The organism is Neiella litorisoli, from assembly GCF_014773395.1.
Lineage (GTDB): Bacteria > Pseudomonadota > Gammaproteobacteria > Enterobacterales > Neiellaceae > Neiella > Neiella litorisoli.
In genome coordinates this window covers 110,918-125,871 of record NZ_JACXAF010000008.1, presented here as the reverse complement: position 1 = coordinate 125,871, position 14,954 = coordinate 110,918, and the positions used below count along the sequence as shown (strand labels likewise).

The 14,954-nt window shown below is 48.9% G+C and carries 12 protein-coding genes; 11 read left to right on the top strand and 1 reads right to left on the bottom strand.

All coding sequences use genetic code 11. The annotated features are described in order from the left end of the window. Positions 1–53 precede the first annotated feature (53 nt). From speA to speB, 4 genes are all read left to right on the top strand, one after another. The gene (speA, locus tag IC617_RS07765; protein ID WP_224745874.1) at positions 54–1,979 is read left to right on the top strand and encodes a biosynthetic arginine decarboxylase; all 1,926 of its coding nucleotides are present in this window, start codon (positions 54–56) and stop codon (positions 1,977–1,979) included. Between the two features lie 10 nt (positions 1,980–1,989). Beyond that, positions 1,990–3,198, top strand: coding sequence for a saccharopine dehydrogenase family protein (locus IC617_RS07760; protein WP_191144418.1), 1,209 nt, complete (start codon positions 1,990–1,992; stop codon positions 3,196–3,198). Positions 3,199–3,503: 305 nt separating this feature from the next. Further along, entirely contained in the window at positions 3,504–4,694 is a 1,191-nt protein-coding gene (gene nspC / locus IC617_RS07755) for a carboxynorspermidine decarboxylase (protein WP_191144417.1), read from the top strand. A 77-nt stretch (positions 4,695–4,771) separates the two neighbouring features. Beyond that, positions 4,772–5,665 (top strand): agmatinase, encoded by an 894-nt coding sequence (gene speB / locus IC617_RS07750; protein ID WP_191144416.1) that lies wholly within the window; start codon positions 4,772–4,774, stop codon positions 5,663–5,665. Between the two features lie 6 nt (positions 5,666–5,671). Here speB and IC617_RS07745 read toward each other — a convergent pair whose 3' ends face one another. Then, complete coding sequence (locus tag IC617_RS07745; protein WP_369410381.1) at positions 5,672–6,475, bottom strand: crotonase/enoyl-CoA hydratase family protein; 804 nt, start codon at positions 6,473–6,475, stop codon at positions 5,672–5,674. Positions 6,476–6,849: 374 nt separating this feature from the next. Between IC617_RS07745 and IC617_RS07740 the strand changes: the two genes are divergently transcribed. From IC617_RS07740 to IC617_RS07710, 7 genes are all read left to right on the top strand, one after another. Next, positions 6,850–7,878, top strand: coding sequence for a uroporphyrinogen decarboxylase family protein (locus tag IC617_RS07740; RefSeq protein ID WP_191144415.1), 1,029 nt, complete (start codon positions 6,850–6,852; stop codon positions 7,876–7,878). Next, a complete protein-coding gene (locus IC617_RS07735) occupies positions 7,878–8,546 on the top strand; it encodes a corrinoid protein (RefSeq protein ID WP_191144414.1) in 669 nt (222 codons plus the stop codon). Before IC617_RS07740 ends, IC617_RS07735 begins: the two co-directional genes overlap by 1 nt. Before the next feature lie 79 nt (positions 8,547–8,625). Then, the gene (locus tag IC617_RS07730) at positions 8,626–10,026 is read left to right on the top strand and encodes a uroporphyrinogen decarboxylase family protein (RefSeq protein WP_191144413.1); all 1,401 of its coding nucleotides are present in this window, start codon (positions 8,626–8,628) and stop codon (positions 10,024–10,026) included. Next, complete coding sequence (locus IC617_RS07725; RefSeq protein WP_191144412.1) at positions 10,027–10,935, top strand: CobW family GTP-binding protein; 909 nt, start codon at positions 10,027–10,029, stop codon at positions 10,933–10,935. Further along, positions 10,932–11,627 (top strand): vitamin B12 dependent-methionine synthase activation domain-containing protein, encoded by a 696-nt coding sequence (locus IC617_RS07720; RefSeq protein WP_191144411.1) that lies wholly within the window; start codon positions 10,932–10,934, stop codon positions 11,625–11,627. Before IC617_RS07725 ends, IC617_RS07720 begins: the two co-directional genes overlap by 4 nt. Before the next feature lie 143 nt (positions 11,628–11,770). Continuing rightward, positions 11,771–13,663: an NAD nucleotidase gene (nadN, locus tag IC617_RS07715; protein ID WP_191144410.1), complete on the top strand. Its 1,893-nt coding sequence runs from the start codon at positions 11,771–11,773 to the stop codon at positions 13,661–13,663. Positions 13,664–14,064: 401 nt separating this feature from the next. Continuing rightward, positions 14,065–14,934, top strand: a complete 870-nt coding sequence (locus IC617_RS07710; RefSeq protein WP_191144409.1) for a hypothetical protein — start codon at positions 14,065–14,067, stop codon at positions 14,932–14,934. The last annotated feature ends 20 nt before the right edge of the window (positions 14,935–14,954 follow it).

Here is a 14,954-nt window from a genome sequence, read left to right as displayed (position 1 = left end):
AAAAATGAACTGCCAGCATTGGCTGGTGGCAAGGATACTCTGGAGATCACGCGTTGGAAGGTAACGAGAAACTGCACTCGTCGGTCCCATGGACCACTGAACAATCAGCTGAGCTGTATAGCCTCGAACGTTGGGGCAATGATTACTTTGGTTACGATAAAGACGGTTTTGTCACAGCCAAAACGCTCAATACTGAAGTGCCGTTGATGGATATTGTTCAGGGCATCGCTGAGCGTGATATGTCGATGCCAGTGCTGTTGCGAATCGAGAACATTCTCGATGCCCAGCTGTTTCGTTTAAACGAAGCCTTTGCTCGTGCCATCAAGGTATGTGGCTATCAGAACAAATACCGTGGCGTGTTTCCCATCAAAGTAAACCAGCAGGCTCAGGTGGTTGAAGAAATTGCCGCGTTTGGTGCGCGTTACCAGCATGGCTTTGAAGTGGGCAGCAAAGCCGAAATGATTGCGGTGCTGTCAACTTTGGAAGAACCTGGCAGTTTGATTGTCTGTAACGGTTACAAAGATGCGGAGTTCGTTGAGCTTGGTTTGCATGCCAACAAGATCGGTTTTAATTGCTTCTTTGTGTTAGAAACACCTTCTGAGCTGCCGATTATTATTGAGCGCAGTCAGGCGCTTGGCATTCGCCCGCGGATCGGCGTACGGGTCAAAATGACCACTCAGGTTAGTGGCCATTGGAACACCACCAGTGGTGACCGTGGCGTGTTTGGCTTGAGTACCACCCAGCTCATCGATGTCGTTGATCAACTCAAGCAACACGAAATGCTTGATTGCCTCGAGTTGTTGCACTGCCACTTGGGATCGCAAATTCCTAATATCCGCGAAATTCGCTCTGGCGTGGTCGAAGCCTGCCGCTTCTATGCCGACTTGACCAAAGAAGGCGCGGCACTGTCCTACATTGACCTTGGTGGCGGCTTGGCGGTGGATTACACAGGTGCTCGCTCGACCGATGGCCAAAGCCGCAACTACACGCTCGAAGAATATTGCGAAGATATTGTCGATAGCATTAAAACCACCATGGACCGCTACGATATTGCTCACCCAACGATTGTCACTGAGTCCGGCCGAGCCACGGTCGCGTATGCGTCAATGCTGTTGTTCAACATTCTTGATGTCAACACGTTCGAGCCGACTAACCTGCCAGAGCCAACGGAAAACGAACACGAGCAGTTGCGCCACATGCGTGACATTTTGACCTACCTGAGACCGCAACGCGTTCAGGAGTGTTTCAACGATGCTCACTTCCACCGGCAGGAAATTCGGGAGTTGTTTAAACGAGGTCAAATCGATCTCCGTACGCGCTCAATTGCTGAAAACCTGTTCCTCGATATTCTTCACAAGATCGCCGATATTGTCGACCAAATGCCGCGTGTTCCTTCTGATATGGAAGGGCTGCGTGAGTCGTTGGCTGATATTTATTACGGCAACTTTAGCCTGTTTCAATCGCTGCCAGATATCTGGGCGATTGAGCAATTATTCCCAGTAATGCCAATTCATCGCTTGGATGAGGAACCAACTCGGCAAGCGGTATTGGCCGATATTACTTGTGATTGCGATGGCAAGATTGACCGCTTTATTGATCCTTGGACCGGCGCTAAAAACACCTTGCCGCTGCATGAATTAAAGCGTGGTGAAGACTATTATCTGGGGGTGTTTTTAGTTGGCGCCTATCAGGAAACGCTGGGCGATTTGCACAATTTGTTTGGTGATACTCACGTTGTGAGCGTTCGCCTCAACAGCGATGGTAGCTATGATTTTGTTAAAGAAATTCAGGGCGATACCATTGCCGATGTACTGAGTTATGTGGAATACCAGCCAAAAGAAATGCTGGAGCGTTACCGTAAAACTGCGGAGCGCGCCGTCAGGGAAGGGCGGATCACGGTCCGTGAGCGGCAACAAATGATGAAAGCCTTTAACGCCAGTATGCAAGGCTACACATACTACGAAGAAGAACACTATTAAGGATACCGACATGTCCAAAGTATTAATTATTGGTGCCGGCGGCGTTGGCCAGGTTGTCACCCACAAATGCGCGCAAGTGCCAGAAGTTTTCAGTGAAATCGTGCTGGCCAGCCGTACTGAGTCGAAATGCAAAGCAATTGCTGAGCAAGTGAAAGCTAATTACGGCCGCGATATTGAAACCGCTCAGGTTGATGCTGATTGCGTGCCAGAGCTGGTTGCGCTGATTAATCAAGTGAAGCCATTTATGGTGATCAATGTGGCCTTGCCCTATCAAGATCTGACCATCATGGATGCTTGTTTGGAGACCGGCACCCACTACTTGGATACCGCCAACTACGAGCCGCTGGATACCGCTAAATTCGAATACAAGTGGCAGTGGGCTTATCAAGAAAAATTTGAAAAAGCAGGCTTGATGGCGTTGTTGGGCTCTGGCTTTGATCCGGGTTCAACCAACGTATTTACCGCCTATGCAGCCAAACACTACTTCGATGAAATTCACACGCTGGATATCATTGACGTCAATGGTGGCGACCACGGCTACCCATTCGCCACAAACTTCAACCCGGAAATCAACATCCGCGAAGTGACCGCTGAATGCCGTCACTGGGAGAGCGGCGAGTTCGTCGAAACACCAGCCATGTCGCTTAAGCAAGAGTTCACCTGCCCAGATGGTGTCGGTACTTACAACATTTACCGTATGTATCACGAAGAGTTGGAGTCGCTGACCAAGCACTACCCAACTCTGAATAAAGCGCAATTCTGGATGAGCTTCGGTGACAGCTACCTCAAGCACTTAGAAGTTTTGGGTAACGTTGGCATGACCGGCATTGAGCCAGTGAACTTCAATGGTACTGAAATTGTGCCAATTCAGTTCCTCAAACAGCTGCTGCCTGATCCGTCAACGCTTGGCCCACGCACTAAAGGCAAGACCTGTATTGGTTGTGTGGTCAAAGGCGTAAAAGACGGCAAAGAGCGCACGGTTTACGTATACAACATCAAAGATCACCAAGACTGCTACGGTGAAGTACAGTCGCAAGCGATTTCCTACACCACAGGTGTGCCAGCGATGATTGGCGCCAAAATGATGCTGGAAGGCAAGTGGATGAAAGCCGGTGTGTGGAACATGGAGCAATTGGATCCAGATCCGTTTATGGCGGATTTGAACCAGTATGGTTTGCCATGGCAGGTGATTGAAGAGCCAGGTTTCGATTTGGTTTAACGGAAGGGAACAGACCAAGGGAGCTGAGGGATAAGTAGTTGTCAGAGCATCTGCCGCAGGGATGCGGCAGCTGAGCCATCAGGGATGATTTTACGGCGTCTCATACAGCGGCTTGTCGCTTGGCTCCCATTGAGCGAATTTTCAGCTGTGAAGCTTGCTGACTCAGTGTGTACTCCGGCTCGAGTCAGCCCTCAGTAACGAACTCGACTAACTGGCCGCCGCTGAATAACAGCATACTCTTGTTGCTAATCAATGATGTAGTTTGTCTGGCTATGGCCATTTGCAAAAACTCAAGGTAATTCATCATGACCAATGTGGTCGCCACAACTTTCCACTCCTTTGATCCTAACCGCGTGCCATCACCCTGTTTTGTGGTTGATGAAGTTGCCGTTGAGCATAACCTGAAGATTCTTGCCCGAGTGCAAAACGAGTCCGGTGCCAAAGTGTTGTTGGCACTCAAGGCGTTCTCCATGTTCGCGCTGGCACCACTGGTTAAACAGTACCTGTCGGGTACCTGCGCCAGCGGCTTGCATGAAGCCAAGCTCGGATACGAAGAATTTGGCGGCCAACAGGGTAGCCATGAAGTACACACCTTCAGTGCTGCTTTTACCGCCAAAGATTTGCCAGAAATTCTGCAAATTTCTAATCACGTGGTGTTTAACTCTTTTGCTCAGTGGCAACGCTTTCAGCCGCAAATTCAGGCTGCGTTGGCAGACAACCCAGAGTTAGATTTCGGCCTGCGGATCAACCCAATGCATTCAGAAGGCGCCACGCCGATTTATGATCCCTGCGCTGCTGGCTCTCGTTTGGGTATTCCGCTCGCAGAGTTTTCCGGCCAAGATTTATCTGGCATCAGCGGTCTGCATTTTCATACTTTGTGTGAGCAAGGCTTTGCACCCCTAGACCGAACCTTGGCTGCGGTTGAGCGCCAATTCGGTCATTTGCTTGGCCAAATGAAGTGGGTCAATTTCGGCGGTGGTCATCACATTTCTCACCCTGATTATGATGTCGATGGCTTAATTGCGCGGATTAAAGCCTTTTCTGCCAAATACGATGTGCAGGTTTATCTTGAGCCAGGCGAGGCCATTGCCATTCGCTCTGGCGTGCTGGTGTCAGAAGTGCTGGATCTCACTCACAATCAAATGGATTTGGCGATCCTTGATACCTCGGCGACCTGTCATATGCCCGATACCTTAGAAATGCCATACCGCGCGGAGATCTGGCAAGCGGGCGAGCGGGGACAGAAGGCCCACGATTATCGACTCGGCGGCCAAACCTGTTTAGCCGGTGATGTCATGGGTGATTACAGTTTTGATAAGCCACTGCAAGTGGGGCAGCGTTTGATGTTTGATGACATGAGTCATTACACCATGGTCAAAACATCGACCTTCAATGGCATTGGCTTACCGGCGATTGCCCTGTGGAACTCTGAAACCGATGCGCTTCGCGTGGTGCGAGAATTTGGCTACCCAGACTTTAAACATCGGTTGTCATAATTCGAATCAATCATGATGCCGCTGATGGTTAGCTGATGGTTAAAAGCGTCGAACTTAGTGGCTGTTAGGACTGAACAATGGAACAATTTGATCAACTTGCTGCGCCGGGCTATCCGGTGTTTTTAGGCTCAGAGTTTGAGCATCCAAGTGCCGAGCAGGCCCGTTTTCACATTTTGCCAGTGCCCTACGAAGAATCTGTTTCGTACGGCGGCGGCACGGCCTTGGGGCCGGCCGCTATTCTCGAAGCCAGTTGGCAGCTCGAAACCTGGGATGGCAAATCAACGCCGAGCGAGCAGGGTATTTATACTCACCCGCCGGTATCGATGGAAGGCAGTGCCGAGCAGGTGGTCAACAATATTGCCAAAGCCACTCAAGCCATCGTTGAGGCCGGTAAGTTTCCGATTGCTTTAGGCGGTGAGCATACCGTGACCTATGGCGTGATCAAAGGCTTGCTAGCAGCCGGCGAGCGCGATTTTGGTGTGGTTCAAATTGACGCTCATGCTGATTTGCGTGAAGCCTATGAAGGCAACCCCTATAGCCACGCATCGGTGATGAAGCGCGTGGTGGACGAAGGGATCCCACTATTTCAATTGGGGATCCGCGCGTTTTGTCATGAAGAGCGCGAGATCCGAAGCGATTGCCGGGTGCATTATCTCGATGCCGATGAATTGGTGCCAAACAATATTCAAAGCTTCGAGTTGCCTGCGGATTTCCCATCAAAGGTATTTTTCACCTTAGATATTGACGGCATGGACCCATCGGTTTTCCCCTCAACCGGAACGCCTGTACCGGGTGGGTTGAGTTGGTATCAAACCCTCAACTTGTTTGAATCGGTCGCCCGTCAGCGCCAAATCATCGGTTTTGATGTCATGGAGTTTGCACCGATCAAAGGGTTCCACGCCTACGAATTTAGCGCCGCGTTACTGACCTACAAAATGATGGGTATCGTTGAGCGTAATAGCGTCGAGTAAGCTGAACTATTTGAACTGTAGATCGTGCTGGCCCTGCTCACGCCTCACTGCAATACGTTGATTCTTGCCTGCGATAATGCGGATTTGATTCAACGTTTCTTGCGCCAAAATACGCCGTTCAGCGGGGCACCAAGCACGATGGTAAACGGCCTTGATTGCTCGGTTGGTATCTGGCGAGCGGGCGGCTAATTGTTCAGCCAGCGCCATTGCCGCAGCGATCGGTTGATCGACGACCTCAGTAACCAACCCTAGTTTGCGCGCTTGCCGCGCTCTTAGGGGCGCCGCCGTCATTGCCAGCAACATCGCCTGATCGGCGCCTAAGCATTCCCGTAGGGCAAGGGTGCCGCCCATATCCGGTATTAAGCCCCAGCGGGCTTCCATGACGGCTAACGAACAATCCCTGGCGGCTATCCGATAATCGCCACCTAAGGCGATTTGCATCCCGCCACCCCAGCATTTGCCATGCAGCGCCATGATCACTGGCACCTTTAATCGACGCCAGCCGACACAGACTCGCTGCGCCAAATTGGCATTCCCCGGCAGCCATTTCCACAACAATTTGATGGCACTCTTGCTATCGGACAGCACCGATTTGACGTCTAGTCCTGAGCAGAAGCTTGGCCCATTTCCGGAAACCACAACGGCACGAATACTGCTGTTTCGACCAATGGTTTTGATGACATCATCAATAGCGACAAACATCGCCATATCCAAAGCGTTGTGCTTTTCTGGGCGGTTGAGGCTGACATGGGCGATGCCGCTGTCGATAGACATCTTAACGAGTGGCTGTTGTGGTGATTGGCTGGTCACGGCTGGTTCCTTAATTTACCGACAGATACGCGAGTAGAAGCTAACAGCTCGGACCAGTGAAAACTTAAACCTAGGTCTCGTTTATTACTGCCAATTTGTCAGTTGCGATCGCTCCATCGCCAAGATGGAGCTTGTTGCCGGTTGATTGGCTAATAATTGGCAATTCTATGAAAGGAAATTTCGAATAGATTGAGGGAAAAATAGTACACATAATTATTTGTTTGATTGATGTAAAAAAATGGCAATTATTAAAAATTGTAATTAATACAATTTGTTGGGGTTCTGTGCTGCCTGGTGTGATCCCGTTTGAATTTCTTGTCTTGGTCTGAAGGTAAATTATTTTTCAAGACGAATGACTTGCTAAGGATTGTTGCATGGTGACCAAACGCGAAGTGATCAAAATGGTACTGGATGGCGAGAAGCCGCCTTATGTGCCTTGGTCTTTTAAATTCACCGAAGAGCCCAAGCAAATGCTGCAACAGTATTTTGCTGAGGATGACTTAGATATCCCTCTGGGCAATCACATTCTTAATCTGGGTAGCGATATCGGCTTCTTCGAAGAAGTTGAGCCGGATATGCACAAGGATGTCTTTGGCGTGGTTTGGGACCGCAGTGTCGACAAAGACATTGGAGACCCGATTAAGCCACCACTAATTGAGCAACCATCGATGGATGGCGTTGAATTTCCTGACCCTTTAGATCCTCGATTCTTCGCCAACATCGAATCAGAAATCGCTAAAAAGCCCGATCGTTTTCGAGTGTTCCAAATCGGCTTCAGCCTGTATGAACGCGCTTGGAGCATGCGTGGCATCGAAAATTTGTTGATGGATTTCATGATGTATCCAGATTTCGTTCATGCCTTATTCGATCGCATTGCTGAATACAACATGGCGCAGATGCGCAAAGCCATGGAGTACGACATTGACGCTATTTACTTTGGCGATGATTGGGGTCAGCAGAAGGGGCTGATCTTCGGTTATGACACTTGGAAAGAATTTGTCTATCCACAGCTGAAGAAAATGTACGGCTTGGCGCGTGAGCATGGCAAGTACGTGATGATTCATTCCTGTGGTGATGTTGATGAGCTATTCCCCGACCTGATTGAATGCGGTCTCAATTGTTTTAACCCGTTTCAGCCTGAAGTGATGGATCTGGATGAAATTCTACCTGCATATCGCGGCCGGTTGGCATTCCATGGCGGCCTGTCGATGCAAAAAGTATTGCCATTCGGCACCGTTGAGGAAGTAGAGCAAGAATCGAAACGCTTGCTCGAGCTTGGCAAAGAGGGCGGCTATATCTTCTCGCCATCGCACTCGGTAGAAAGCGACACCAGTTTAGAGAACATTCTTAAGTTTATCGAAATGGCGCAAAACCAATCTGACTACAAAAGGCTGAATCAATAATGAACGAGTTACTAGCACAACTGGCCCACTGCATTGAGTTCGGCAAGGTCAACAAAGATGCGCCGTACCCACCCGATATGAAAGGCCAAGATGGCGCTGATGAGTTAACCCAACAACTTCTCGAGGCTGGCCATAGCGCCAGTGATATTTTGTCGCAAGCCTTGATCATTGGCATGGAAAAAATTGGCGTTAAATTTCGCGATGGCCAGGTGTTTGTGCCGCAGGTGTTGATGTCGGCCAAAGCAATGGAAGCGGCGATGAACCACTTGAAGCCACTGTTTGCCGAGGAAGGTAGCGCCCGTAAAGGCACCTTTATTATCGGTACGGTCGAGGGAGACTTGCACGACATCGGTAAAAACCTAGTCGCGATGATGGTTGAAGGAAATGGCTATGAAGTGATTGATCTGGGTGTTGATGTCAGTGCTGAAACCTTTATTGCCGAGATGGAAAAACACCCCGGCGCTGCGGTTGGTTTGTCTGCCTTATTGACGACCACCATGGAAAACATGAAGAACATTGTCGCCAAAATCAAACAAGCAGAGCCGGATCGTCCCGTTTGCATTGGCGGCGCACCAGTCAATCAGGAATTTTGCGATCAGATAGGGGCGGATAGTTATAACCCAGATCCGCAAGGCGTGGTTGAGTACCTCAACCGGCTAGCGTCTTAACAGACCAGCGTTGCTGAGGTCTGCTGTTAACAGCCGAGAGCTCCATCATTTAATCGAATTGACAATCTAGGGTAAGCAGATGAAAGGTTTATCACTCATTCAACAAGCCATGCAGTTAAAGCCCGTTGACCGAATTCCATGGGTGCCATTTGTCGGTGCGCATGCGGGCAGCCTATTGGGCATGACGGCCACTGAATTTCTTAAATCGGCAGACAATATTGTCGCTGGGGTCAACAAAGCCATTGATCTCTACAACCCCGATGGCATTCCGGTGGCGTTTGATTTGCAGATTGAAGCAGAAGCGTTGGGCTGCGAGTTAGCCTGGGCCGATGACAATCCGCCAGCGGTGATTAGCCATCCACTGAGTCAAGGTGTGGCTCTGGCAGAAATGAAAGTCCCTTGCCCCTGCAAAGGCCGTATTCCTGTGGTGATGGAAGCGACTCGGCGACTGCGCGACCAACATCCGGAGCTGGCGCTCTATGGCCTAATCACTGGGCCGTTTACGTTGGCATTGCATTTACTCGGCACTGATATTTTCATGAAGATGATGATGGAGCCAGATGAAGTCCATCAGATCATGCGCTTTACGACCGATGTCGCCAATATGATGGCCGATGCCTATATCGAAGCCGGCGCGGATGTCATTGCGGTCGTTGACCCGATGACTAGTCAAATTGATCCCATGTCGTTCGAAACCTTTGTCTCACCATATGGCACTGAGATTTTTGCCAATGTTCGAGAGCAGGGCGCTTTGAGTTCGTTTTTTGTCTGTGGCAACGCCAAGCAGAATATCGAGGTAATGTGCCAAACCAAGCCGGACAATATTTCCATCGATGAGAACATTCCGCTCGATTTTGTTCGCGATATTGCATTGGCCAATCAGGTCAGCTTTGGCGGCAATATCAAGCTGACCTTATCGCTGCTAATGGGTAATGAACAAGATTGTCGATTTGATGCATTGTCCTGCATGGACACGGGCGGCAAGCAAGGTTTTATCTTAGCTCCGGGCTGTGATTTAGCGATGGCGACCCCCACTGAAAACCTCGTAGCGGTCAGTGAGCTGGTTCATGATGAGATGTTGCAAAGCCAACTGAGAGCTGCTTCTGCGCCGACTTTGGACGTTGAATTGCTCGATCTGTCCGAGCACTGGCAAACTGATAAAGTGGTGGTCGATGTCATCACCTTGGATTCGTCATCATGCGCACCGTGCCAATACATGGTCAATGCCGTTGCCCGAGCAGCAGAGTCAGCGGGCAGCAAAGTCATTTATAAAGAGCATCGGGTTAAAGAAGCGGAGGGGATTCAAATGATGGCGACCCTCGGCGTGCGCAATATTCCAACCATTGTCATGGACGGCAATATTGAATTTGTTTCGCAAATTCCGCCAGTCAGCGAAATCACCGCCAAGATTAAGCATTACTTGGTGAAGAAAGACCTAGTGAAGAAGGACTTGGCAGAGAAGGAGCTGGCGGAGAAGTAAATGACCTGCAAATTCATTTTGGTGACCGGCTTTCTTGGCAGCGGTAAAACGAGCTTAGTCAAACACATGCTCAGCGACTGGGGGGAGTCGGCCCGGGTGGCTGTGATCCAAAATGAATTTGCCGCTTCGGGAGTTGATGGCAAAGAGCTGAAGTTGGCCAATGATCAGTTTGAGTTAATTGAAATAAATAATGGCTCGGTGTTTTGCGTGTGTTTGCTCGGTCACTTTATTCATACTCTCGAGCGCTTACTGGATGAATATCAACCCGATTACATCGTGCTTGAAGCCTCAGGTTTGGCGGATCCCATTAACATCGTCGAACTGTTGCAAGCCGATGAATTATCCGAGCGGTTGGTCCTCGACCAGATCATCACACTGGTTGATGCCGCTAATATCGAGCGCAGTCTGGCAATGTTAGCCCGCACTCGTCATCAAATCATGATTGCTGATGTCGTACTACTCAATAAGCAAGATTGTTACCCCGGCGATTTGACTGAGTTGAGTCGCTTGCTCCGGTCTATGAATCCACATGCCGCAATTTATCCGACTGAGCATGGCCGAATTTGCCTGTCACAGCTCACCGAATCGAGTCATCTTGCAGCTGGGCAATACTATGGCCGCCAGTCTGCCGATCGGCCTGAACAATTAAGTGCTTGTGTGGTGCGAGTACATCAGCGTTTTACTCAAGAAAATCTCAATGCGCTATTGGCCGAACTGCAACATGATTGCATTCGCATCAAGGGCTTTGTGCAAACGCCAGAAGATGTCACCTTGAGTTTTCATTCGGTGTTTGAAAACTGTCAGGTTGCAGCGGTCAGCAGCTATAGCGGTGCCGCCGAGCTGATAGCGTTTAGCGAAACCTTGACAAGCAAACAGGTTCGTCAAATTGTTCGCAGGTATGCATCATGAACTTGACTCAGTATCAATTTGGTCTGAATGATTTTGACTTGGAGCTGGCAGATATTGCCAGTTTGATGGGGTATCCAGCAGACCAACTGCCCACTGAAATTGCTGATTTGATGGCGCAAGAACAGCAGTTGTTTCCCTGCAACCCAGAGATTCTTGGCGGCTATCGGTTATTGCCTTGTGAGCTAGATTTAGATGACCACACGATTCAACTAGAGCAATCGATCTTCAGCCCCGGTAGGCGCAACTTCAGCTACTACAAGCGAGCTGAACAAATCGCGGTTTTTGCTTGCTCTGCTGGTCACTATATCGCCAAACGCTCGAAACAGCTGATGGCACAAGGTCTACTGCTAGAAGGGTATGTCGTTGACGTGATGGGTTCTTGTTTGGTGGAACAAGCGATGAACCAGATCCAGCATCGCTTGCAGCAGGATTTAGCCAGTCAGGGTTTGAAAATAACCAACCGATACAGCCCAGGATATTGCTCATGGAATATCGCCGAGCAGCGAGCATTGTTCGACTTGTTGCCCGACAAGTTTTGCGGCATTGAACTGACCGAAAGTTGCTTGATGATGCCGATTAAATCGATCAGTGGCCTGATTGGCGTTGGTTCCAGAGTGCGTTTTCGTGAGCACAGCTGTGAGCAATGCAATTCAACGACTTGCATCTATCGACAGACTAAATCCCATACTTAGTTCTAAAACATCGAGACAACGGCTCTATATGCCTGTTCATTATTTTTAATATCTTTGTCACGCCGCTGCCATTGAACTGTCATTCATTTCCCTTGAGATGGACCGCTGATAATCCTCCCTACAATCTCAATCAAGGAAGTGACATGAAAGGCTTTAAGCAACTGGCAATCGCTGGTTTGGTAACTGCAGCATTGGCAGGCTGCAATGACAACGACGACAAGGCAATTAACGTCACCTTGTTGCATATGAACGACCATCATTCTCACATCGCCGCTGATGATTTTGATTACGATGTCTCTGCGCTGAACCTGTCGGCGACTAATGAAGCAGGTCAAGCAATCGAAGAAGTTGAAGTCACCTACGGTGGCTTTGCGATGATGAAAACCCTGTTCGATGAGATGACCGCATCGAGTGTTAACCCAATCAAAATTCACGCCGGTGATGCCATTACTGGCACACTTTATTACAGCTTGTTCGAAGGCGAAGCAGACGCGGCTGTTATGAACGACATCTGTTTTGATGTATTCGCGTTGGGTAATCACGAGTTTGATGATGGTGATGCTGGCCTTGCAAAGTTCCTTGATTTTCTCAGTAGTGATAGCTGTGATACGCCAGTGCTGGCGGCCAACGTGGTACCAGATTCTTCTTCCGCTATTGCCGAAGGGTATATTCAGCCTTACACCGTGATGCGCTTTCAAGGCGAGAAAGTTGGTTTAATCGGTATTGATATTGCTGATAAAACTAAGAATTCATCACAGCCTGATGACGGCACTGAATTCCTCAATGAAATGGCCACGGCGCAACAGTACATTGATGAACTGCGTGACGATGGCGTCAACAAGATTATTTTGGTGACGCATTACCAATATCAGAATGACTTAGCGCTGGCGCAGGGTTTGTCGGGTGTTGATGTCATTGTTGGTGGTGATTCTCACACCTTGCTGGGTTCTAGTGAGTTGGCCGAGGCTGGTTTTAATGTCATCGATAGCTACCCAGCGTTGACCACTAATGCCGATGGTGAAGCGGTTTGTGTGGTTCAAGCGTGGGAATACGCCCATCTGATGGGCAAGCTTGAAGCCAGTTTCGATAAGAAGGGTGTTGTGCAGTCGTGTGAAGGCACGCCAGTGATGCCAGTGACTGCTGAATTTGTTTATGAATATAACGATAGCGAATATCGAGTCCTCTCAGGCACTGATGCACAATTGGTTGTTGATGCCTTAGCAACAATTCCTGAAATTATGGCTGTTGAGCCCAATGCTAACACTGAAGCATTGCTAGCAAGCTTTGATGAGCAGGTCGAGGTGCTGGAGCAAACTGTCATTGGCCAGGTGGCTGATGATTTGTGTTTAGAGCGCTATCCGGGTCAAGGCCGTTCAACCATTTGTGATGCATCGGCGACTTATGCCAGGGGGAGTGATATTTCGAATATCGTCGCCAAAGCATTCTTGATGGTCACGCCAACTGCCGACATTGGCATTCAAAACGGTGGTGGCGTTCGAGTTGATGTCGCAGCAGGCGAATACACCATTGCTGATGCCTACACCTTGCTGCCATTTTCCAACACCTTGATCACCATGGACATGACCGGGCAAGAGATTGTCACCGTGCTTGAAGATGCGCTATCAAACACCATTGATGACGGCGGCTCTAGTGGCTCTTACCCGTACGCTTCAGGCTTGCGCTACGACGTTGATGCCAGTGCTTCAGAAGGTAGCCGTATCAGCAATGTTGAAGTCAATTCGCGTGTAGCGGGTGATTGGGCAGCAATTGATCTAGCTGCCACTTACACTGTGGTCACCAATGACTTTATTGCTTCAGGTCGCGATGGCTATGACACCTTTGGTGTGGTCTACAACGCTGGTCGCTTTGTTGATACGTACACCGAGTATGCGCAGGGCTTTATCAGCTACATGGACATGCTGAGCGACGCCAATGAATCATTGACCAAATTGCGGATGGATGAGTACTCAACTCAAAGCTACATTGGCCGCGACGGCTGCGATCATAGCGCCCAGAGTGATTGTGAAGGTTACTAACTGCTGAAGGCCCTGCCGCCGCACCCGTGCGGCGGCAATCCGACATGGCTTACATTCGATACATTAGATGATCTCTTGTTTTTGGAGATAAATTGCTCAGAGCCCTCAAACTAAGCAGCGTGATTTGATCAGAAGGCTGGTCGATTCACCTTTAAATCCCCATCTCGTTGCAAGACATCGCTGGAAAGCCTTGGTTCAGAATAATTGAAGTTGGTATGGCTTAACCAAACCCAAACGGAAACCAGTGGAATTAGCACAAGATCGGTCAAACATTAACTACATTTGTAGTTGACACTTTCTTTTTATTTACTACATTTGTAATTGTTTGTTGCTACAACGGTAGTAAATGGCTTTGGATAGCGGACCACATAACAAATAGAACACCACGTCGGGAGAGACTTATGAAACGAGTTCATTTAGCGATTGCCTGCATGGGCCTTGCACTGTGCAATGCCGTTCAGGCGTCGGGAAGTGAGGTTGAGAGCTCATTAAGCATTACCGAACAGTTGCACCAAAAAGCGCTGTCAATGAAAAAGAAGCGAGAAGGCAAGCAAAGGATGCCAATCTATCAGCCTCAAAATGACAAATTTTCTCAGTACAACCGGCAAATAAGGCAGCTTGTTGAATTGAGTGAAAATGCGCTGACTGATGATCTGAACGAGCTAAATGATATCTATGAATCGATAGAAAGTTGGAATAGCAGTCGCAGTAAAATTAGGCCGATAAGACAAAGCTACATTTCGTACGGCATGAATGTTTATACGACAGAGATCAAAGGCCTTGATGAAAGGGTGACCAAGTATCGGATATCCATTCAACACTTTCTGTTGCAGCAACAAAATAAAACCGATGAGATTATTAGCTTGCTGTTAGGCGAATATCAAACCATTGAGGAACTGCCCCAATTATTCCGCCATCACTTGGCTGCGGCTTATGCAAAGCTAAATCGATATGATAAGGCTATCGATGTACTTAGCCTGTTTGACTATGAAGATGAGAGTGTTAAACCCTATACCGTTCGTATGCTGGCGATGGCTTATGTTGGCAATGGGCAGTCTCAAAAAGCAATCGATCTGATTGAGCTACGCGCCAAACACTTCGGAACAACGGATAAGTTGTTACAACTAAAATATGGTGTGTTGTTAGAAATTGGAGATATGGCTGCTGCAGAAGAAGTTGCAGAACAATTATCCTCAAGCAATGCAATGCCGAAGTCTCTAGCGAGAGGAACAACGTCTATTGCTTGGTCGCCTATACTCGACTACATATAGCCGATTATATGGCGCCTCTT